This is a genomic window from Lysobacter sp. HDW10, assembly GCF_011300685.1.
Lineage (GTDB): Bacteria > Pseudomonadota > Gammaproteobacteria > Xanthomonadales > Xanthomonadaceae > Solilutibacter.
The window spans coordinates 131,459-152,141 of record NZ_CP049864.1; the positions used below are offsets into that span (position 1 = coordinate 131,459).

Genomic DNA, 20,683 nt, shown 5'->3' on the forward strand with positions numbered 1-20,683 from the left:
GGATCAGACTCCTTGCGGGTCGACACCAATGACAAGCGTGCTGTCATCGGCGAAATGATACGGAGGCACCGGCAAGTTAGCCGGCGCCGGCTGCGCCTTCAGCACGCGACCGGCAATGTCGTAGCGTGATTTGTGGCACGGGCAGAAATAGCCACCCTTCCAATCGGGATCGAACGGCATGGGCTTCACTTCCGCATGCAATTCAGGCGCGCAACCCAAGTGGGTGCACACGCCGATCAAGACCAAGATTTCCGGTTTCAACGAACGGTGTTCGTTTTGCGCGTACTTGGGCTGCTGGTCCGTGTTGTCGGACTTGGGATCCGCAACCAAGGGATCCATTTGCTTCAAGGTCGCGAGCATGGCCGGCGAACGCTTCATCACGAAGATCGGCGAACCGCGCCATGCGATGCCGCTCAATTGCTGGCCTTCGGCGAGTTCACCGATGGACACATTGACCGGGCCACCCGCGACTTTCGCGCGTGCGCTCGGGTTCCAGGACTTAATAAAAGGAACTGCAGCGAAACCTGCGCCGACCGCACCTACCACGGCTGTGGTAGCTGTCAGGAACCTGCGCCGGCCCGGATCATTCGGACCGTGAACTTCATCGTGGGCCATTCGGCACTCCGCAACGTGATTTTGGCAATCTGGCGACAAACAGGTGAAATCCTGTTTGCACATGACCCACAAGTTTACGGAACGCTTAACGAAACCACAATATATTGAATGGGCGAATCTGGACGGCCCGCTGCGGAACGGGCGTTTTTAGTCCTGTCGCGGCATGCTGCGGTAACGCTCCGCAAGCATTTTGACGCGTTGTACGTAGACGCGTGTTTCGGCATACGGGGGCACGCCGCCGTACTTACCGACAGCGCCTTCACCTGCGTTATAGCCTGCCGCCATCAAGGACAAGTCACCTTTGAAGCGCTTCAACAGCCAAGCGAGGTATTGCACGCCACCCTTGATGTTCGAACCCGGATCAAAGGCATTCGACACACCGAAGCGGCGTGCCGTGGCCGGCATCAACTGCATCAAGCCTTGTGCGCCGACGCGTGACAGCGCCCGCGGGTTATAGGCGGATTCGGCATGAATGATGGCGCGAATGATCGATTCTTCGACGCCATAGAGACGCGAAGCTTCGGCGATCTCGGCCGCATAGGCATTGGTATTGAGTCGCAAGGTGCGGAAGTTCACCGTCGACTTCACGTCACAGGCGAAGCAGGATTCCATGAAGCTGTAGTTGATCGTGCGGACCGAGCCTGCCCGCATGCCCGCCGGCGGCACGCTCGTGACGTAGCGCGTGCCGTTCTTCATATAGGAGTACACCTGGCCGCTGACGCGACGTGGGCTCGTAGCGTTGCGGTTTGACGATACGGGCGCGGGTGCAGGCGTCAGCGCGGGCGTGCTGGTGGTCAGCTCCGCAGGCGAACTGGTGACCGCCGGACGCACTTTATGGCCCTTCGGCGTCCGGATATTGGTGACCGCCTTGCAGGATTGACCTCGAATTTTGCTCGAAGTGTAGGTAATCGTGCCCCCGGCGGTGCAGCGATATAAATCCGCAGCTTCGGCACGCAAAGTGCAAAGCGCCAGCACTAGCACGGCTGCAAGACGGATCCTGATTCCCATTCGCGAAGTCTCCACGCAAAATTAACAAATTGCAAGCCATTGATTTACATGGCAGACCTGAATGCGACACAGCCGCTAGCGCCTTGCGTATACTTGCGCCCCCGGCCCGGAATCACCGCCGCGCCCCCGGAGATCACACATGTCTATTGAACACACCCTCCTTCCGACAGAAGACGTGCCTGCAAACGTGCGCGGCAAAGTCTTTATCGAAACCCACGGTTGCCAGATGAACGAGTACGATTCGGCGAAAATGGCCGACGTTCTGGCAAAGCACGAGGGTTTGGAGCTCACCCAAGACATCGCCGAGGCGGATGTCATCCTGGTCAATACCTGTTCCATTCGAGAAAAGGCGCAGGAAAAGGTGTTCAGCCAGCTGGGGCGCTGGAAGGAATTCAAGAAGGGTGGCAAGCCGGTGATGATCGGCGTCGGTGGCTGCGTGGCCTCGCAGGAAGGCGCCGGCATTGTGAAGCGCGCACCCTTTGTCGATCTGGTGTTCGGACCACAAACCTTGCATCGCTTGCCTGAGATGTTGCGCGCACGTCGCGAATCGGGCCAAGCGCAAGTGGATATCAGCTTCCCCGAAATCGAAAAGTTTGATGCGCTGCCCGAACCGCGCGCAGATGGACCCACCGCCTTCGTGTCGATCATGGAAGGCTGTTCCAAATATTGTTCGTTCTGCGTGGTGCCTTACACCCGCGGTGAAGAAGTCAGCCGTCCCTTTGAAGACGTCTTGGTCGAAGTCGTGCAGTTGGCCGAACAAGGCGTGCGTGAAATCAATTTGCTGGGACAAAACGTCAATGCCTATCGCGGGCCGATGGACGACGCGGGGCAAGTGGCCGATCTTGCGGTCTTGATTCGTACGATCGCTGAAATTGACGGCGTTGATCGCATTCGCTTCACCACGTCGCATCCGCTTGAATTCAGCGACAGTTTGATCGACGCATATCGCGATGTGCCGGCGCTCGCGAATTATTTGCACCTACCCGTGCAGTCGGGGAGCGATCGCGTCTTGGCTGCAATGAAGCGCGGCTACACCAGTCTTGAATTCAAACAAAAGATTCGCAAGTTGCGCGCAGTGCGCCCTGACATTTCGATTTCGTCAGATTTCATTGTCGGCTTCCCGGGCGAGAGCGATGCGGATTTTGAAAAGACCATGAAACTGATTGAAGACGTTGGCTTCGATCAAAGCTACAGCTTCATCTATTCGCGTCGCCCGGGCACACCTGCGGCTGACTTGCAAGATGATGTGACTGAAGAAGTGAAGCACGCGCGCTTGTCGCGCTTGCAATCGCATATCAATGCGCACTCGTTCGAGATTTCCAAGTCAATGGTTGGCAGCATTCAACGCATCCTCGTCACGGGTGTGTCACGCAAAGATGCGAACGAGCTGACAGGCAAGACCGAAAACATGCGTCAAGTAAATTTCGCTGGAAACCCGCGTTTAATAGGCGGTTTCGTTGATGTTGAAATTACAGATGCATTGACGAACTCACTGCGCGGCCGCGTCGTCACCGCGTAATCAACGTTCCGAATGACCCGCGTGATAATAATCGCGCGCACGCAAAGCATCGGGCTTGATCAAGTCGACAAACGCGCGTGCTTGCGGCGATAAGTATTTGCCTTTGCGCAAGACGACACCATAGGTACGCGACGGAAAATACGTCGCCAAAGATCGCGTCACCAAACGCTCGCGGTCTTGAGGTGTCAGGCAAATCGAAGTCACGATACTGATGCCTTGTCCCATCGCGACATACTGCTTGATGATTTCCCAACCGCCCACTTCCAAAGCCACGCTATAGGGCACGCGCGCACGTTGGAACACCAGGTCTACGAATCGGTAGGTTGTGAGTCGCTGCGGCGGCAAGATCAAACCGTGTGGGGACAAATCAGACAGGGTGATTTCGGGCAGTTCTGCCAATGGGTGACCGACTGGCATGATCAAAGTGGGCTCGAACGTGTACGCAGGTTCGTAACGAATGTCATTGGGCACGTCGAGCATGGACCCTACCGCCAAATCGACCTTGTCTGCGCGCAGCAATTCGAGTCCACCTGCGCCAGTGACGTTGTGCAAACTCAATCGCACTGTCGGGTTGGCTTGCTTGAATGCAGACACGATCGGCGGCAGCAAATGCAAGATCGTCGACGTGCCTGCTGCAATGTGCAGCTCGCCCGCGTCGCTGCCTTGCAATGCGTTTTGGAAGTTCGTATGCAGCGCATCGAACCCTTCGACCAGCGGTGCGACTTGATCGAATAGCAGTTGGCCTTCATGGGTCAATTCCAGCCGACGACCGCGTCGATGAAACAGCACCGCGCCGAACTCTCGCTCCAATGCCTGAATCTGCAAACTCACCGCCGGCTGGCTCAAAAACAGCGCCTCACCCGCGCGCGACATCGAGCCCAGACGCGCCACCTGACAAAACGCCTTCAGCGGTTTAAGGCGGCTGCCTTTATAGGAAAAGCGGGGCGCGATCTCGGGACGCTTTGCCATGCGGCTGTCTCATGTATTTGTTTTTTTAATATAAAGCATTGACAACTTTGCATTGCAAAATACTATTCGCAGCCGGATGGTGGGTTTGCAGCAGTTCGCTGCGCCCTCCGCCAGAACCATGTCAGCTCAGCTTCAAAACTCGGCCGCCCTGCCGCCCCGCTTGACCCAAACCCTGCCCGACCAAGACGGCGTGCTGGACGACAGCACCCTGGTCTTCTTGGCCTCGCTGCACCACGCCTTCGACACTTCGCGTAGAACCCTGATGGCGCAGCGCCAAAAGCGCCAGGCCCAGTTCGACGCCGGCGCCCTGCCGAACTTCCGTCCGGACACCCGTCAGATCCGCATGTCCGATTGGCGTGTCGCGCCCATTCCTGAAGCGCTGCGTAGACGCCAAGTGGAAATCACCGGCCCCGTCGATCCGAAAATGGTCATCAACGCCTTGAACTCAGGCGCCGACTGCTTCATGGCCGATTTCGAAGACAGCACGTCGCCGGCTTGGGCGCGCTTGATCGAAGGTCAACGCGCCTTGCGCGACGCCGTCAACGGCACCCTCGCCTTTCGCGGCGTCAACGGCAAGTCATACCAATTGGTGCCGGAAGCAGATCGCGCCGTCTTGATAGTGCGTCCGCGAGGCTGGCACCTGGAAGAGAAGCATGTGCGTTTCGCTGCAGACGCCATGTCTGCGGCCTTGTTCGACTTCGGGGTGTTTGTGCATCACAACGCACACGCCTTGGCGAACAAAGACCGCGGCCCCTACTTCTACCTGCCAAAACTGCAGTCAATGGAAGAAGCTGCGCTTTGGGAATCCGTGATGGCATTCGCCGAGTCCGCCCTTGGCTTGCCGCACGGCACGATGAAAGTGACGGTCTTGATTGAAACGCTGCCTGCAGCGTTCGAAATGGACGAAATACTGCACGCCTTGCGCCATCGCATCGTCGGCCTCAACTGCGGACGTTGGGATTACATCTTTTCGTACATCAAAACGCTGCGCATGCATCGCGACCGCATCTTGCCTGAGCGCGGTCAAGTCACGATGGTGCAGCCCTTCTTGAAGGCCTACTCCGAACTCTTGATCAAGACGTGTCATCGCCGCGGCGCATTTGCGATGGGCGGCATGGCCGCACAGGTGCCGATCAATGATGACCCGGCCGCCAATGCCGGCGCCATGGCAAAAGTACGCGACGACAAATTGCGCGAAGCGCGCGCCGGCCATGACGGCACTTGGGTTGCACATCCGGGCCTCATATCAATTGCACAACAGGCGTTCGCCGAAACCACGTCTGCAGACAACCAGCTCGACGTATTGCGCGATGACGTCAATGTCGGCGCAAGTGAGTTGCTAAAGCCGAGCCTCGGCACCATTACGCGCGCCGGATTCGACGGCAATGTCGAGGTGTGCATTCGATACCTTGCTGCGTGGCTGTCTGGCAATGGCTGCGTACCGATCCACCATTTGATGGAAGACGCTGCGACCGCCGAAATTGCCCGTGCGCAGTTGTGGCAATGGATTCATCACGGCGGCCTACAGTTAGACGATGGCCGCGCCATCGACTTCGACTTGTTGGAATGCGCCTTGATTGGCCTGCCTTCTCGCTTGGTTGCCGGCAATGCGATTGGTGCCGAATTCATCGATCAAGCCATCGCGCTGCTACTTGAACTCACCCACGCAAGCACCTTGGCCGACTTCCTGACCGTGCCGGCCTACGAATACCTCGATTGACCCTCACACCCGCAAACACCCACACCCTCAAACCAAAGGAAACCGCCATGACGAACACCTTGCCAAATGCAGAAGCACTACAGAAAGATTGGGATACGAATCCGCGCTGGGCCGGTGTGCGCCGTGATTACAGCGCCGCAGACGTCGTCAGACTGCGCGGCACCGTGCACGTTGAACATTCCATCGCACGTCTTGGCGCGGACAAGCTTTGGCGTTCGCTGCACGCGTCAGATTTCGTCAATGCGTTGGGTGCGTTGACGGGCAACCAAGCGATGCAACAAGTGAAAGCCGGTTTGAAAGCAATTTACCTCTCTGGCTGGCAAGTCGCTGCCGATGCCAACCTGGCGGGCGAGATGTATCCGGACCAATCGCTTTACCCAGCGAACTCCGTGCCGCAAGTGGTGAAGCGCATCAACAACACCTTGCTGCGTGCAGATCAACTGACGCATGCCGAAGGTGACAACAGCATCGATTACTTGCAACCGATCGTGGCAGATGCAGAAGCAGGTTTCGGCGGTGTTTTGAACGCCTACGAATTGATGAAAGCCATGATCGAAGCCGGTGCCGCAGGCGTGCATTTCGAAGACCAATTGGCATCGGTGAAGAAGTGCGGTCACATGGGCGGCAAGGTGTTGGTGCCGACACGCGAAGCGATCGAAAAGTTGACGGCCGCACGCTTGGCTGCCGACGTGATGGGTGTGCCGACTTTGATCGTGGCACGCACGGATGCGGAAGCCGCAGATTTGCTAACCAGTGATGTAGATGACAATGACAAGCCGTTCTGCACCGGTGAACGCACAGTTGAGGGCTTCTACAAGACCGACAAAGGCCTTGACCAAGCCATCAGCCGCGGGCTTGCGTACGCACCTTATGCAGATTTGGTGTGGTGCGAAACCGGCAAGCCGGATCTGGAATTCGCACGTAAGTTTGCCGAAGCTATTCATGCGAAGTACCCGGGCAAACTCTTGGCCTACAACTGCTCTCCCAGCTTCAATTGGAAGAAGAATCTGGATGACGACACCATCGCCAAATTCCAAAAGGAAATCGCGCGCTATGGCTACAAGTTCCAGTTCATCACCTTGGCCGGTTTCCATAGCTTGAATTACGGCATGTTCAACTTGGCGCGTGGTTATGCTGAGCGTCAAATGAGCGCCTTTGTCGAGCTTCAAGAAGCAGAATTTGCAGCGGCCGAACACGGCTTCACGGCAGTCAAACATCAGCGCGAAGTCGGCACGGGCTATTTCGATGCCGTGACCCAGACCATTCAAGGCAAGCATTCTTCGACAGTCGCATTGAAAGGATCCACTGAAGAAGAGCAATTCCAGCGGGAGGCACAAGCGGCCTGATGACGCGGGCGGTAGTACCCTATCGCCATGACACAACATCAACGCGACTTCAGTCTGGAACCTGCAGACGCCGAACGCCTGGCCAATTTGGCCGGGCCGTTCGACGCCCACCTACGCCAAATCGAATTGCGCATGGGGATTGAAATTGCCAATCGCGGCAATGTCTTCAGTGTGCGAGGTGACGACACGACCACGCTTGCAGATGCAGAACGCCTCTTGCGAGACCTGTTTGCGGAAACGGCGACTGAAACCCTAGACCCGCAAGGTTTGAATACCCGCTTGGCGCATTTCGCGCGCGACGAAGTCGCAGCACCCGCACGTACCCAAGACTACGTGCCACAAGAAGTTGCCGTCAGAGTGAAGAAGGGCAGCATTCGCGGCCGGGGTGACAACCAAAAGAAGTACCTCCACGCGATCGCCACCCATGACATCAATTTCGGCATCGGCCCCGCGGGCACCGGCAAGACATTTCTTGCGGTTGCCATGGCGGTGGAGGCATTGAATGAATCGCGCGTACAACGCGTGATCTTGGTCCGCCCTGCCGTTGAAGCAGGTGAAAAACTCGGCTTCTTACCCGGTGATTTGACCCAGAAGGTTGACCCCTATCTGCGTCCGCTGTATGACGCGCTGTATGAAATGCTCGGTGCTGAAAAAGTCGTGAAGCTCCTTGAGAAATCGGTGATTGAAATTGCGCCACTCGCGTACATGCGTGGGCGAACGCTCAATGATGCATTTGTGATTTTGGACGAAGCGCAAAACACCACCATTGAACAAATGAAAATGTTCTTGACGCGACTCGGCTATGGCAGCACTGCGGTGATCACCGGCGACATGACACAGATCGATCTGCCAAAGCAGGTCAAATCCGGACTCAAAGACGCGATCGAGGTGCTGCGCGACGTCGATGGTGTGAGCTTCACCTTCTTCCAAGCACGAGACGTCGTACGCCACCCCTTGGTGGCACGGATCGTCACTGCCTATGACAAGCGCGACGCACGATTGGAGGATGAGCACGCACGTCGTAATCCATCCTCGCCGGAGACCGGTCTCGGGAGTGCACTGTAAGGCGTGGGCATCCGTTAGACTGCTGAAAACTCGGGGGAGGACAGCAATGCAAACTCTGGTCAATCGTTTTGTCATGGCCGCTGCGGTGGCGACTGTTTTTTGCGGTGTAGCGCACGCTTCGGACAAGCCAAAAGCCATGTTCATCGAGCACACGTATGTGTTGGCGCCCAAGCAGATCGAGCATCTAAGGCTTGAAAAGACATCGTATGATCCCGAGCATCGATTCTCAGGCGTCAATGCGAGCTACAGGAGTGCAAGCGTACCCGGCGCCACGATGAATCTCTTCATCTACCCAGCCGGCCGGTATCTGCAGAAGGACGCCATCGAAGAAGGCATGAAGGAGTTCGTCTCTTCTTTTCCGGATGCACAAAAGCGCGGCACGTATAAGCTGGCCGAGATCGAGTCGATTACGAGTTTTACGCTGGACGAATTGGCCGAACCCCCCAAGAAAAGCGCGAATGCTTTAGACAATGCCATTCTGGATGCGCTTGCGAGCGAAGCCATCGAAGGGCGCAAGATCAAACTCACGATCCGGCTTCAAGACGACACGCGCATTCGCTCGTTCGGGTACTTGTTCTACAAGAACCTGAATTTCTTCAAGGTACGCATTTCTACGCTTTACGCCGAATCCACCGATGTCGAATTTGAAAAGCTCGCAGACGCTGCTGCACGACTGATGGTCAGCTCGGCGGGCGCCCTCAATGCAGGCAGTTGTGCAGAAAAGAACATTGACTTGAACGAAGGTGATACGCCCGAGCAAATGGCCGTCGAAATCAGCGTGCAAACCTTTCGATTTGAGAACGAGCGGTGTAGCGCGACAATCGCGCCTGAAACCGTGACCAAAGAAGCGCGTACCCATACGATTGACAAGATCGAGTTCAAGCCCGGTGATTGGCGCTAACGCGTCATTCTGATGGCACCCGTTCAGTAGAACGCGTGCGAAGTCGAATAGAATTCGGACATGACTCAGGGCCCTGTGACACTCGAAGTTTCCGTGGCGTATGCGTTGCCGCGCAAAGGCATACCTGCGGCGCAAAGCTTTCGTCGTTGGGTGCACGCAGCGCTGGATGGCCGCATTAAAGATGCCGACTTGGCCATTCGAATTGTGGATGCGCCCGAAGGGCAGCATCTAAACGCACATTTCCGCGGCAAGAACTACGCCACAAACGTGCTGAGTTTTCCCGCAGAGCGACCGCCAGGCCTGCCGAAATCCGCGCGCTTCCCGTTGTTGGGTGATTTGGTCCTGTGTGCACCCGTCATTGCGCGTGAGGCGCTGGAACAAGGCAAAACGCTGTCGGCGCATTACGCCCACATGACCGTACACGGCAGCCTGCATTTACTGGGCTGGGACCATGAGCTCGAGGCGGATGCCTTGGCGATGGAACAGCTGGAGCGCGAGATTCTGGCCGAACTGGGCTTGGACGACCCCTACGCCGAGTGAAGCCCCGTCACGAAGTCGTAGGCTGGCTCAGTTAAACTGGCCGTCATTCAAAGCGTTATCACTTTGCGCCCCCTAATGACCGAAGAACCAGACAGTAGCCAAAGCCAACCCGAACATAGGAGTTGGCTTGAACGAATCGGCGCCGCACTTTCCGGCGAACCCACCACGCGAGGCGATGTCCTCGAATTCCTGCGCGATGCCAGCGCCGATGGACTCATCGGTACCGACACCTTGCGCATGCTCGAAGGCGCCATCGCCATTTCCGAGCTGACCGTCGGCGATGTCATGATTCCGCGCGCCCAGATGTCGATGGTGCAAGTCGACTCGCCGCTCGAAGAAGTGTTGAAGCTGGTGATTGAGTCGGGACATTCGCGACTGCCCGTGCACGGGGATGACAAAGACGAAATTCTCGGCATCTTGTTGGCCAAAGACCTCTTGCGTGTCACGGTGGAAGGCACCGGTCAACAATTGCGTGAACTGTTGCGCCCCGCCTTCTTGATTCCGGAAAGCAAACGATTGGACGTCTTGTTACGCGAATTCCGTTTGTCGCGTAACCACATGGGCATCGTGATTGACGAATACGGTGGGGTGGCCGGTGTGCTCACGATTGAAGACGTACTGGAACAAATCGTCGGCGACATCGATGACGAACACGATGATGCCAGTGACGAAGCTGCACATATTCAGGCGCAAAGCGATGGCCAATACGTCGTCGACGCACTCACGCCGATTTCAGATTTCAACGAACGCTTCGGTGCTGATTTCTCCGAAGATGCTTACGACACCATCGGCGGCCTGGTCATTGATGCCATCGGTCATTTGCCGGAAGCAGGTGAAGAATTGACCATGGGTCGCTTCGTATTTCGTGTGGTGAATGCAGATGCGCGACGCGTATATGCGTTTCACCTGGGCGTGCACGGCGAACGTTGATGCGTTCCGTCCTTAGGCACTGCGCGTGGCTATGCCTAGTGTGTTGGCTCGTCTGCATGCCCGCCATGGCTGCACCGCGTATCGGCGTCATGACCATGGCGCCCGGCGAAGTCTTTTGGGAACGGTTCGGTCACGATGCACTGGTCGTCGTGGATGACACCACCGGCGCTGCGACCTCATACAACTTCGGTTACTTCGATATGGGAGAGCCGGGCTTTATCCCAAACTTCATGCGCGGAAGAATGCAGTACATGCTCGCTGCACTACCGCTGCAGGAAGATTTGGCCAATTATCGTGCGGAAGGCCGCGGCGTCACGATTCAATGGCTCACACTCACCGATGCGCAAGCGACGACGTTGGCGCATAAGCTGGCACTCAATGCGCTGCCTGAAAACGCGCGCTATCGCTACGATTACTTCCGTGACAATTGCACCACGCGTGTGCGAGATGCCGTGAATGACGCGCTCGATGGCCTCGTCGAACGGCAACTGAGCACCACCTCAAACGGCGATAGTTACCGAAGTGAATCGTTGCGCTTATCTGCGCCGACAACATGGATGTGGCTGGGCTTTGATTTGGGCTTGGGTCCGGCCGCCAGCAAACCTTTGTCGTTTTGGGATGATGCCTTCTTGCCCGAACATCTCGCGGATGGCCTCGATCGCATCAAACTTGAGAATGGACAACCATTGGTCCACGCGACTGAAACGCTGCTCCCGCATCGCCTCGACAATCTGGATAAATCCTTTGGTTTGAATACCTGGCTGTTGGGCTTGCTCGGCTGCGTGTTTGGCGGTTTGTTGATCTATCTGGCACGTGCGGGGCACGCTAGAAGCCTGTCTGCACTGCTATGCATCACTTGGATCAAATGCGCCCTCTTGGGCGTCATCTTGGTGCTCGGCTGGTGGTTGACTGACCACTGGGCCATGTGGCGGAACGCGAATATCTTGTTGTTCTCACCGCTCGCACTCTGTTTGTTGCCGGCAGCCGTTCGCATCTACAAGGGCAAAGTGCCGGGGCAGTTTGCGTTTTCTTTGTCCTTGATACTCACCCTGCTTGGCGTTCTTGCCGTCTTTGTACGTTGGATTTTCAATCCGCAGCCCAATGGCCATTGGATTGCCTTGATGTTGCCAATTCTTGTGGCCATCACCGCAACACTGCATTATCTAAATTCCAAACCTGCCAGATAAGTCTTCCATGGCGAATGCCCCTGCAGTGAAAACCGAACCGGTCGTCGTGAATTGCCGTGTCTACCGTAAAGGTGTGAGCGAGAACATTTCAATCGATGCGATCAGTGATGTGCTCGCCGTCGACGATGACAGCTTTGTTTGGGTTGGGCTCTATGAGCCGGATCCCGCACTGTTGAAAAAGCTGCAAGAAGAGTTTTGTCTGCACGATCTGGCCATCGAAGATGCCCTGATGGCGCATCAACGACCCAAAATCGAAGCCTTCGGCACCACCTTGTTTATCGCTGTTCACACAACGCAACTGGTCGATGAGCATGTCCGATTCGGCGAAACGCATATTTTCTACGGCAATCGCTTTCTGATTACGGTACGTCACGGCGCGTCCAAGACCTTCGCCATCGCACGCGACAAGCTAGAACAACAGCCCGACTATTTGGCCATGGGCCCTTCAGTCGCTTTGCATGGCGTGCTCGATTTTGTCGTGGATAACTACGTGCCGATCGTCAATGATTTTGAAGAAGAACTCGATTCACTCGAGCAGTCGATCTTCGCGGAAGAAGAATATCGACGCGACACGATTCAACGGCTCTACACCTTGCGTAAAGAACTGACGCAGATGCGCATGGCCGTACTGCCTATGCAAGACATCATTTCGCAACTCGTACGCTCGGAAAACCCAAGCATTCCTGATGTTGCACGTCCCTATTTCCGTGATATTCGTGACCACGCGGGGCGCACGGCCGACATCATCGACACCTTGCGCGAAACAGCCAGTGCAGCGATGAGCACCAACCTTTCATTGGTCACCATCCATCAAGGCGAAGTCGTCAAGAAGTTGGCGGGCTGGGCCGGTTTGCTCGCCGTGCCGACACTCATCGCCAGTTGGTACGGCATGAACTTCAAGCACATTCCAGAGCTTGACGGGCCCTATGCCTATCCAACGCTGATTGTTGTTGTAGCCGTTGCATGCGCATCGCTGTATCGCTACTTGAAGAAGGTGCGTTGGCTGTAAGTGTGCTCAGGTCGCTAATGCCTTGAGCATCAATCCAAGCGCGTAGGCCAAAACGGTTCCGGTGGCATAACCCAAAGTGCCGAGTAACGCACCGACCGGTGCCAAAGCAGGATGGAATGCCGTCGCCACAACAGGCGCGGATGCAGGGCCACCAATGTGACTTTGTGACCCGATGGCGAAGTAGAAGAACGGCACGCGCAATGCACGTGCAACGAGCCAGAGCAAGAGCGCGTGAATGGCAAGCCACAGCGCACCCAATACGAAAAGCAGCGGCTTATCAAACAGCGCGGCGATATCCATTTGCATCCCGATCGATGCAATCAAGAAGTACAGCAATACAGTGCCAAGCGTGGACGCACCGGCACCTTCCAAAGCGCGTGCGCGGGTCATGCTTAATCCCAAACCGATCACGGTGCAAAACGCCACCATCCAAGGAAAAGGCTGATGAAGCCCCATCGGCGTCGCCCAAGTGGTGTGCACGGCCAACCAAGCCGCTAACACCTTGGCCACTGCATGCGACAGGCCCACCGCACCGAAGGCGATGCCCATCAGAATCATCCAATCACTCAATGCGGGAATACGTGCATGCGCCGCCTGATAGGCGGCCACTTTCTCGCGCAACGCGTCCAATGCACTTGTATCGGCACCGCGCTTGAGATCAATGGATGCGGCACGCTGCGCCCAAAACAACAGCAAGGCCATCCACACATAGGCAACACCGGCATCGACCACCGTAAATTGACCAAACGTCGTGGCATCGACTTGAAAGACCTCTTTCATCGCCAACATGTTGGCGCCGCCTCCAATCCAACTTCCGGCGAGCGCCGCCATGCCGGCCCAGGTGTCGCCACCCATCGTGTCGGGAGACACGACGCGCATGATTAAAAATGCAAGAACACCGCCCAGCATGATGCTTGCAGAAGTCGCGACATAGATGAGCAAGAGCTTCGGGCCGAGTTTCGCGATGGCGCGAAGATCCACTGTCATGGTTAACAGCACGAGCGCAGCCGGCAACAACACCCGACTCGCAACGGGGTTGTAGAGCTGGCTTTGCGAGCCATCAATCAACCCGATCGAGTTGTAAATGCCTGGCAGGAAATAGCAAAGCAGCAAGGGTGGCACGAAGCTGAAGAACTTCTGCCAAGGTCCGGACGTGCGGCTTGCACCAAAGAAAATGAGTCCGAGTGTGGCCGCAATCAGACCCAGGACGACAATGTCGTCCTGGATCAATGCCGGAGCGCGCAGCACCCTTAGTTGCCGGTGTGCTTCTTCAACCAATCATTCACTGTGTGGTGCCAAAGGACGCTGTTTTGCGGCTTCAACACCCAGTGATTTTCGTCAGGGAAATACAGGAACTTGGATTCGATGCCTTGGCGTTGCAGCGCTGTGAATGCACCCAGGCCCTGCTCCACCGGAATGCGATAGTCCAACTGGCCGTGAATGATCAACTGCGGCACTTTCCATTTGCCGGTGTGATTCACGGGATTGAACTGTTCGTAGCCCTTCGGATTGGCCCATGGTGTGCCGCCGTTTTCCCACTCGCTAAACCACAACTCTTCGGTTGCGTAACCCATCATGCGGTTGTCGAACACGCCGTCGTGGGTGACCAGACACTTCCACGGCTTCTGCCAATTGCCGGCGATCCAGTTGACCATGTAACCGCCATAGCTCGCACCGAGTGCGCAGGCGCGATCGCCATTCAAGAAATCGAATTGCTTTTGCGCTGCAGCCCACCCTTTTTGCAAATCTTCCAGCGGACGATCACCCCAGTGTTGGCTGATCGCATCGGTGAACGCTTGGCCATAACCGGTTGAACCGTGGAAGTCGACCATCACGACAGCAAAGCCTTGGCCTGCATAGGTTTGCGGATTCCAACGATAGCTCCAACCATCACCGAAACTGCCTTGCGGACCGCCGTGAATGAGGAAGGCCACCGGGTATTTCTTGCCGGCTTCATAGTTCCAGGGTTTGACGACGTAACCGTGCACGGTTTCGTTGTTCCAACCCTTGAAGGTGAACTGCTCGTACGCACCCATTTGGATGCCCGCGGCTTGTTCTGTGGCACTTGGGGTAATGGCATCAAACGATTGGCCATCTTTGCCCGCAACAAAAATTTGATCGCCAGACTTCATCGAGTTACGCGAGAACACCATGTGGCCATCACGCATATCGAAAGAAGACACGCTGCCATCGCCAATCAAGCGTGTGGCTTTGCCGGTCGCGACGTCTACCGTAAACAAGGGGTGCTGGCCCACATCACCTGCGGTGGTGTAAATCGTCTGGCCGTCTTCAGACAACACAATCGTGTCGGCAGAACGGTCCCATTGCGGGGCAATTTCGCGTGATTTGCCGGAAGCCAAATCCATCGACATCATCGCAAAACGATCCGCTTCAAAACCCGGACGTTTCATTGCTCGGTAGAACAGCGTTTTGCCGTCCGAACTGAAGACCGGACCGGCATCCCACGCTTTGTTCGAGGCCGTCAGGTTTCGCGGTGAACCACTGCCATCTGCATTGATCAACAGGATGTCGAAATTGGTGCTGGTCGGCTCCATCGCATCGCCGGCGCGCACAGAAACGGCCAATTGTTTGCCGTCAGGTGACCACGCCAAATCGCTCAGGTCGCCGAAAGGCTTCGACGGAATGTCGCCCATGATGGCGCCGGTGACCAAGGTCGCAGACGACGTGGCTTTTGCACCCACCGGTGCGACAAAGACGCGGTTGTAGCGACCGTCATTCCACGTGTCCCAGTGGCGAACGAACATGCGATCAAAGATCTGACCAGAACTCGGTGTCTTCTTTGCCAGACGATCCTTGGTGCACTTCAGGACTTCAGTCTTACAGTCTGGGAAAGTGGCCATCGCGAGCGCAATGGCGCGATTGTTCGGCGACAGCTTGTACGCATCGACATCCAACGGCATGGACGTCACCTGCGTGGGCGCGCCGCCTGCGAGTGGCATCGAATAGACCTGCGAGCTGCCGTTCTTACCGCTCATAAAGTAAACGGTTTTGCCATCGGCAGACACGCTGGGTGAGTTCACGTTCCAACCGGCAGGCGTCAATTGACGTGCTTTGCCATTTGCCGACTTCACCCACAACGCGGTTGATGCACGCGTGACTTCTGCATTCATCACGCGCTTGGCGTACACCACATCACCGTTTGCCGCGAGTTGCGGCGACGAGTAACGATCCAACTTCACCATATCTTCTACGGTGAAGCCACGCTGCGCATTCGCCACCATCGGCAGCGCTGCGGCAATCATCATCGGCAAGAGTGCAGTTCGAAGTTTCATGTGTATTCCTTTCGTTCGATATCAAGCATTCGGTGCATCAGCGACATATTTTTCCTTGGTCGCCGTGCGATACAACAACCAAGCCACTGCCGCCAAAACGGCAAGGCCCACGTATTTGCTGAAGTGATACGCCTCAGGCAATGCGAGCACATCCGCGCGCTTGCTGATCACAATCGGAACCGCAATGGCGATCCCCATCAGCGCTTCGCCGGTGATCAAACCCGCGGCAAACAAAGTGCCCGGACGATGCACGCGATCGCGCGCTTCATCGCTTGCACCCAAGACGCCTTGGCGGCGCTCGACGACATACGCCAACAGACCACCGAGGAAAATCGGCACCATCAATTCAATCGGCAAATAGATACCGATGGCAGCGGCCAACACCGGCACGCGGAAGTTTGATTTGCGCGCTTTCAGCCATTCGTCGAAGGCAATGATCGCGGCACCCACAACTGCGCCGATGCTGATCATGTCCCACGGCAGCTTGCCGCCAAACAGACCCTTGGCCACTGAAGCCATGAGGGTCGCTTGTGGTGCCGCCAGTGCATTCGGATGTGCCGCGTCACGTGCACCGATGCCATAGGCCTCTGCAAGCAAGTTCAGCACCGGTGCCATGATCAGGGCGCAGGAGAAGGCACCGATCATCAGCATGACTTGTTGCTTCCAAGGTGTTGCGCCAACGATGTAGCCTGCTTTCAAATCTTGCAGGTTGTCACCGCCAACGGCTGCCGCACAGCACACCACGGCACCGATCATGATGGCTGCAACGGCACCCAAAGGTGCGCCACCGGCACCGACCGGCATCTTGCCGGACGTACCCAACAGCAGCAGCAAGACCGCAGACGCGAACAGAATGGTGGCAATCGTGATGCCAGACACCGGGTTGTTAGACGATCCGACCAAACCGGCCAGATAGCCCGACACAGAGACAAACAAGAAGCCGGCAACAATCATGATGATCGCCATCGGCACGCTCACCGCCCAATTGCCAACGATGGCTTGATAGAGCAGAAGCAGCGGCAATACAAACAGCACCAATGCAATCAGCATCCACTTCATCGGCAGATCGCGTTCGGTGTGATGGACGATTGCGCCACCTTCTGCGCGCGCAGCGGCAATACCGCTCTTCACGCCCGACAACAATGACTTGCGCAGCGAGAACAGCGTCCACACGCCGCCAATCAACATCGCGCCGACACCGAGGTAACGAATTTTTGCAGACCAAATGGCGCCGGCTGCGTCGGCCGCAGATGCGCCTGCGATTTGTTGCGCCATCGCCGGATCACTTTGCAAGAACAGCGCGTGATAAATCGGAATCGCGATATTCCACGACAAGATGCTGCCCGAGAGCACCACGATGCCGATATTGAGGCCGACGATATAGCCGACGCCGAGCAATGCAGGCGATAAGTTGGTGCCGGTATAGCCCAAATACTTGCCAATGAAGCCGCTGCCAACCGCGTTGTCGGGGATCAACTTCATGCCACTTTCGGCGGCGACCTTTACCAGTGCGCCCAACGCGGCAGAGATGCCGAGGATCTTCAGGCCGGGTCCGGGGTTTTCACCCGCCTTGAGCACTTCTGCTGCGGCTTTGCCTTCCGGGAATGGCAGCGGCTCGTCGACAATCATCGAGCGACGCAATGGCACCGAGAACAACACACCCAACAAACCGCCCAAGCCTGCAATGGCCAAGACCCACGAATATCGGAAGTCTTGCCAGTAACCCATGATGATGAGCGCGGGAATCGTGAAGATCACACCCGCAGCAATCGACGAGCCCGCGGATGCGCCGGTTTGCACGATGTTGTTTTCAAGAATGCTGCCGCCCCCCAACAGGCGCAAAACACCCATGGAGACCACGGCGGCTGGGATCGCGGTCGCAATCGTCAGGCCGGCGAACAGGCCGAGATAGGCGTTCGCTGCGGACAAGATGACCGCAAGAATGATGGAAAGGATGACCGCACGGAAGGTCAATTGCCGTGGTGAGGCGGAATCAGTCGTATTCATTGAACCCCCGGAACTAGAGATTCCATGAAACTACGGGGAAATACCCGCTAAGTCCAGTCAAACAAAAACGGGCGCACTAGGCGCCCGTGGTGTTGCAAGCAACTGCAATCGCTTAGAACGGGATATCGTCGTCGGGCATACCGCCGAAGTCATTCGGGATCTGTGCCGGGGCTGGCGCATTGGCCGGCTCACGGCGCTGCGCCGGTTGATTTCGTGGGCCGCGGCTGACATCGTTGCCGCCACCTTCGTAGCTGCCACGTCCGCCTTCACCTGCACCGCCGCCACCGCCGAGCATTTGCATTTCGTCTGCGATGATGTCTGTGGTGTAGTGCTTTTGGCCGTCCTTATCGTAAGAACCGTATTCGATACGGCCTTCGATGTAGACGGTGCGGCCCTTCTTCAGGTATTCGCCGGCGATTTCACCGAGCTTGCCAAAGAGCTTTACACGATGCCATTCGGTCTTTTCTTGGCTGTTGCCTTCGCGGTCTTTACGGACCGTGGTCGTAGCCAGACTGATCGTGCAAATGGCCATGCCACCTTGTGAGAACTTCACTTCGGGGTCATTGCCTAAGTTGCCGACCAGGATCACTTTGTTGATTCCGCGAGCCATTTCTATCCTTCTGTCTTGGTCTTAGTGTGTGATTGCCCGTGATTGGGCAAGACCATTGGATGATATCAGCCGTCCGCTGACTATCAGGCGATCTCCAATACTCAGGTAGGGTTTCCGGTGCCCCCATATAATGTGCCGACCCCACTGACCACCCATCATGCCGAATCCAGCTGCCCTTGCCTTGAAAGACATCCAAACCCTTGCCGCGCCGGACATGGCCGCGGTGGATGCCCTGATTCGTAAGCGCTTGGCGTCAGATGTCGTGTTGATCAACCAGGTCGCCGAATACATCATCGGCGCGGGCGGCAAACGCTTGCGTCCGATGCTCTTGCTTTTGGCCGCTCGCGCGGTGGGCTACCAAGGTGCCGACGCGCACCAATTGGCTGCCGTGGTGGAGTTTATTCATACCTCTACCCTCCTCCATGACGACGTGGTCGACGAATCCGATATGCGTCGTGGGCGGCAAACCGCCAATGCGGTGTGGGGCAATGCGACCAGCGTCTTGGTGGGCGACTTTCTGTATTCGCGCAGCTTCCAGCTGATGGTCGAGCTCCAGCGCATGGATGTGCAAACGCTGCTGGCAGACACCACCAATAAGATTGCCGAAGGTGAAGTCTTGCAGTTGCTGCACGTGCGCAACCCGGACACAACCGAAGCGGCCTATTTGCGTGTGATTGAACGCAAGACGGCGATTCTGTTTGCCGCGGCCACGCAGTTGGGAGCCATGCTGGCCGACAAAGACGAGGCAACCCAGAGTGCCTTGCGCGCGTACGGCATGAAGCTCGGCTACGCCTTCCAGATTGCAGATGACGTGCTCGACTACACCGCAGACGCAGACACATTAGGCAAAAATCTGGGTGATGATTTGGCCGAAGGTAAGGCGACATTGCCCGTGATTCATGCCATCGCGCACTCAGACGATGCGACGAGAGCACGCTTGCGCGCCATCGTGCAAAACGGTGAAGTGGACGCATTGCCTGAAATGATTGCAGCAATTCATGCTTGCAACAGCTTGGCCTATTCAACAGCCATCGCGACAAACTACGCACGCGAGGCAGAAGCCGCGCTGCAAGGTTTGGAAGAGAATGAAGCGCTTGCGGCACTGCGCGGTTTGGCGCAGTACGCAATCTCACGCAATCACTGATCTACGGCGTCGCTGCAAATCGACCTTTGAAGAACGCGTGCATCATCATGTAAGCACGACGTGCTGCGCGCTCGTTGTATTTGCAGCCTTCTGAGTTCTTGCCTTCCAAAGCGAAGCAATGTTCCGCACCGCTGAAGTTGACGAACTGCCAATCCGCCCCCGCGTTATCCATTTCTTTTTCGAACGGCACGATGTCGGGAGCCACGCCCTTGTCATTCGCGCCGTTGAGTACGAGCAAGGGTGTCTGCACGCTGTTTGCTGCCGCCGGCAGTTGCGTGGACAAACCGCCATGGAATGAAACGATGCCTGCCAGTGGCGCACCGGAACGCGCCAGTTCAAGTACCGAGCTGCCACCGAAGCAAAAACCGAATGCACCGATCTTGTCTGTATCTAGCGGCACCGATTTGGCTTGCGCTTTGAAGGTGGTCAGTGCGGCTGTCATCCGGTCACGCATCAGTTGCGGCTTCGGATACAGCTTCATGATCTCGGCACGTGCTTCCTGATCGTTTTTCGGATGTACCCCTTTGCCGTACATGTCGACCAATAAGACAACATAGTCGCGACCCGCCTGCTGCTTCGCCTTCGCGATGGACGCATCATTGATCCCCAACCAGTCGGGCACCATCAGCAGGCCCGGACGCTTTTCAGCACTTGCATCGTCATAGACGATGAAGCCCGAATAGGCTTTGCCATCGACCTTCCACTCAACGGGCTGGGTCTTCATCGCGGCTGCAGCATATGTTGAGAAGAAGAACGACAGGCAAGCTAACAACAGCAGTGGCTTTTTCACGCGACACGCCCCGTTTGTGAGATTTGCCGA

18 protein-coding genes are annotated in these 20,683 nt (G+C 56.6%); 10 read left to right on the forward strand and 8 right to left on the reverse strand.

The window, feature by feature from the left end:
• Window positions 1–3: 3 nt before the first annotated feature.
• Both petA and G7069_RS00645 read right to left on the reverse strand, forming a co-directional pair.
• The gene (gene petA, locus G7069_RS00640) at window positions 4–615 is read right to left on the reverse strand and encodes a ubiquinol-cytochrome c reductase iron-sulfur subunit (RefSeq protein ID WP_166293331.1); all 612 of its coding nucleotides are present in this window, start codon (window positions 613–615) and stop codon (window positions 4–6) included.
• A 147-nt stretch (window positions 616–762) separates the two neighbouring features.
• Window positions 763–1,623: a lytic transglycosylase domain-containing protein gene (locus tag G7069_RS00645; protein ID WP_166293332.1), complete on the reverse strand. Its 861-nt coding sequence runs from the start codon at window positions 1,621–1,623 to the stop codon at window positions 763–765.
• Between the two features lie 139 nt (window positions 1,624–1,762).
• On the opposite strand from G7069_RS00645, the gene miaB reads away from it, so the two are divergent.
• A complete protein-coding gene (miaB, locus tag G7069_RS00650) occupies window positions 1,763–3,142 on the forward strand; it encodes a tRNA (N6-isopentenyl adenosine(37)-C2)-methylthiotransferase MiaB (RefSeq protein WP_166293333.1) in 1,380 nt (459 codons plus the stop codon).
• Here miaB and G7069_RS00655 read toward each other — a convergent pair whose 3' ends face one another.
• On the reverse strand, window positions 3,143–4,111 hold the full coding sequence (locus G7069_RS00655) for a LysR family transcriptional regulator (RefSeq protein WP_166293334.1): 969 nt from the start codon (window positions 4,109–4,111) through the stop codon (window positions 3,143–3,145). It abuts the gene before it with no gap.
• Window positions 4,112–4,229: 118 nt separating this feature from the next.
• Here G7069_RS00655 and aceB point away from each other — a divergent pair, with 118 nt between their 5' ends.
• From aceB to G7069_RS00695, 8 genes are all read left to right on the forward strand, one after another.
• Window positions 4,230–5,831 carry a malate synthase A gene (aceB, locus tag G7069_RS00660; protein ID WP_166293335.1) on the forward strand — a complete coding sequence of 534 codons (1,602 nt, stop codon included), beginning with the start codon at window positions 4,230–4,232 and terminating at the stop codon, window positions 5,829–5,831.
• A 47-nt stretch (window positions 5,832–5,878) separates the two neighbouring features.
• Complete coding sequence (gene aceA / locus G7069_RS00665) at window positions 5,879–7,177, forward strand: isocitrate lyase (protein ID WP_166293336.1); 1,299 nt, start codon at window positions 5,879–5,881, stop codon at window positions 7,175–7,177.
• 27 nt (window positions 7,178–7,204) lie between these two features.
• Window positions 7,205–8,242: a PhoH family protein gene (locus G7069_RS00670; protein ID WP_166293337.1), complete on the forward strand. Its 1,038-nt coding sequence runs from the start codon at window positions 7,205–7,207 to the stop codon at window positions 8,240–8,242.
• A gap of 46 nt (window positions 8,243–8,288) precedes the next feature.
• Window positions 8,289–9,143: a hypothetical protein gene (locus G7069_RS00675; RefSeq protein WP_166293338.1), complete on the forward strand. Its 855-nt coding sequence runs from the start codon at window positions 8,289–8,291 to the stop codon at window positions 9,141–9,143.
• A 60-nt stretch (window positions 9,144–9,203) separates the two neighbouring features.
• Window positions 9,204–9,683: an rRNA maturation RNase YbeY gene (gene ybeY / locus G7069_RS00680; RefSeq protein ID WP_166293339.1), complete on the forward strand. Its 480-nt coding sequence runs from the start codon at window positions 9,204–9,206 to the stop codon at window positions 9,681–9,683.
• 75 nt (window positions 9,684–9,758) lie between these two features.
• Window positions 9,759–10,613 carry a transporter associated domain-containing protein gene (locus tag G7069_RS00685; RefSeq protein WP_166293340.1) on the forward strand — a complete coding sequence of 285 codons (855 nt, stop codon included), beginning with the start codon at window positions 9,759–9,761 and terminating at the stop codon, window positions 10,611–10,613.
• Between the two features lie 56 nt (window positions 10,614–10,669).
• On the forward strand, window positions 10,670–11,800 hold the full coding sequence (locus tag G7069_RS00690; protein ID WP_166293341.1) for a DUF4105 domain-containing protein: 1,131 nt from the start codon (window positions 10,670–10,672) through the stop codon (window positions 11,798–11,800).
• A 7-nt stretch (window positions 11,801–11,807) separates the two neighbouring features.
• Window positions 11,808–12,809 carry a magnesium and cobalt transport protein CorA gene (locus G7069_RS00695; RefSeq protein WP_166293342.1) on the forward strand — a complete coding sequence of 334 codons (1,002 nt, stop codon included), beginning with the start codon at window positions 11,808–11,810 and terminating at the stop codon, window positions 12,807–12,809.
• A 6-nt stretch (window positions 12,810–12,815) separates the two neighbouring features.
• Here the strand turns inward: G7069_RS00695 and G7069_RS00700 are convergent, their stop codons facing one another.
• The 4 genes from G7069_RS00700 to ssb all read right to left on the reverse strand — a co-directional run bounded on the left by G7069_RS00700 (window position 12,816) and on the right by ssb (window position 18,719).
• The gene (locus tag G7069_RS00700; RefSeq protein WP_166297384.1) at window positions 12,816–14,054 is read right to left on the reverse strand and encodes a DUF819 family protein; all 1,239 of its coding nucleotides are present in this window, start codon (window positions 14,052–14,054) and stop codon (window positions 12,816–12,818) included.
• Window positions 14,055–14,059: 5 nt separating this feature from the next.
• Window positions 14,060–16,102 carry a S9 family peptidase gene (locus G7069_RS00705; protein ID WP_166293343.1) on the reverse strand — a complete coding sequence of 681 codons (2,043 nt, stop codon included), beginning with the start codon at window positions 16,100–16,102 and terminating at the stop codon, window positions 14,060–14,062.
• Window positions 16,103–16,123: 21 nt separating this feature from the next.
• On the reverse strand, window positions 16,124–18,109 hold the full coding sequence (locus G7069_RS00710) for an oligopeptide transporter, OPT family (protein WP_166293344.1): 1,986 nt from the start codon (window positions 18,107–18,109) through the stop codon (window positions 16,124–16,126).
• Between the two features lie 112 nt (window positions 18,110–18,221).
• On the reverse strand, window positions 18,222–18,719 hold the full coding sequence (gene ssb / locus G7069_RS00715) for a single-stranded DNA-binding protein (protein WP_166293345.1): 498 nt from the start codon (window positions 18,717–18,719) through the stop codon (window positions 18,222–18,224).
• Between the two features lie 157 nt (window positions 18,720–18,876).
• Between ssb and G7069_RS00720 the strand changes: the two genes are divergently transcribed.
• Window positions 18,877–19,863 carry a polyprenyl synthetase family protein gene (locus G7069_RS00720; RefSeq protein ID WP_166293346.1) on the forward strand — a complete coding sequence of 329 codons (987 nt, stop codon included), beginning with the start codon at window positions 18,877–18,879 and terminating at the stop codon, window positions 19,861–19,863.
• 1 nt (window position 19,864) lies between these two features.
• Here G7069_RS00720 and G7069_RS00725 read toward each other — a convergent pair whose 3' ends face one another.
• A complete protein-coding gene (locus G7069_RS00725) occupies window positions 19,865–20,587 on the reverse strand; it encodes a dienelactone hydrolase family protein (protein ID WP_166297386.1) in 723 nt (240 codons plus the stop codon).
• Window positions 20,588–20,683 lie beyond the last annotated feature (96 nt).

Excerpts from the sequence above, each read along its gene's own strand:
- petA (WP_166293331.1), bottom strand. The coding sequence starts at position 615 with ATGGCCCACGATGAAGTTCACGGTCCGAATGATCCGGGCCGGCGCAGG.
- G7069_RS00645 (WP_166293332.1), bottom strand. The coding sequence starts at position 1,623 with ATGGGAATCAGGATCCGTCTTGCAGCCGTGCTAGTGCTGGCGCTTTGC.
- miaB (WP_166293333.1), top strand. The coding sequence starts at position 1,763 with ATGTCTATTGAACACACCCTCCTTCCGACAGAAGACGTGCCTGCAAAC.
- G7069_RS00655 (WP_166293334.1), bottom strand. The coding sequence starts at position 4,111 with ATGGCAAAGCGTCCCGAGATCGCGCCCCGCTTTTCCTATAAAGGCAGC.
- aceB (WP_166293335.1), top strand. The coding sequence starts at position 4,230 with ATGTCAGCTCAGCTTCAAAACTCGGCCGCCCTGCCGCCCCGCTTGACC.
- aceA (WP_166293336.1), top strand. The coding sequence starts at position 5,879 with ATGACGAACACCTTGCCAAATGCAGAAGCACTACAGAAAGATTGGGAT.
- G7069_RS00670 (WP_166293337.1), top strand. The coding sequence starts at position 7,205 with ATGACACAACATCAACGCGACTTCAGTCTGGAACCTGCAGACGCCGAA.
- G7069_RS00675 (WP_166293338.1), top strand. The coding sequence starts at position 8,289 with ATGCAAACTCTGGTCAATCGTTTTGTCATGGCCGCTGCGGTGGCGACT.
- ybeY (WP_166293339.1), top strand. The coding sequence starts at position 9,204 with ATGACTCAGGGCCCTGTGACACTCGAAGTTTCCGTGGCGTATGCGTTG.
- G7069_RS00685 (WP_166293340.1), top strand. The coding sequence starts at position 9,759 with ATGACCGAAGAACCAGACAGTAGCCAAAGCCAACCCGAACATAGGAGT.
- G7069_RS00690 (WP_166293341.1), top strand. The coding sequence starts at position 10,670 with ATGCCCGCCATGGCTGCACCGCGTATCGGCGTCATGACCATGGCGCCC.
- G7069_RS00695 (WP_166293342.1), top strand. The coding sequence starts at position 11,808 with ATGGCGAATGCCCCTGCAGTGAAAACCGAACCGGTCGTCGTGAATTGC.
- G7069_RS00705 (WP_166293343.1), bottom strand. The coding sequence starts at position 16,102 with ATGAAACTTCGAACTGCACTCTTGCCGATGATGATTGCCGCAGCGCTG.
- G7069_RS00710 (WP_166293344.1), bottom strand. The coding sequence starts at position 18,109 with ATGAATACGACTGATTCCGCCTCACCACGGCAATTGACCTTCCGTGCG.
- ssb (WP_166293345.1), bottom strand. The coding sequence starts at position 18,719 with ATGGCTCGCGGAATCAACAAAGTGATCCTGGTCGGCAACTTAGGCAAT.
- G7069_RS00720 (WP_166293346.1), top strand. The coding sequence starts at position 18,877 with ATGCCGAATCCAGCTGCCCTTGCCTTGAAAGACATCCAAACCCTTGCC.
- G7069_RS00725 (WP_166297386.1), bottom strand. The coding sequence starts at position 20,587 with ATGAAGACCCAGCCCGTTGAGTGGAAGGTCGATGGCAAAGCCTATTCG.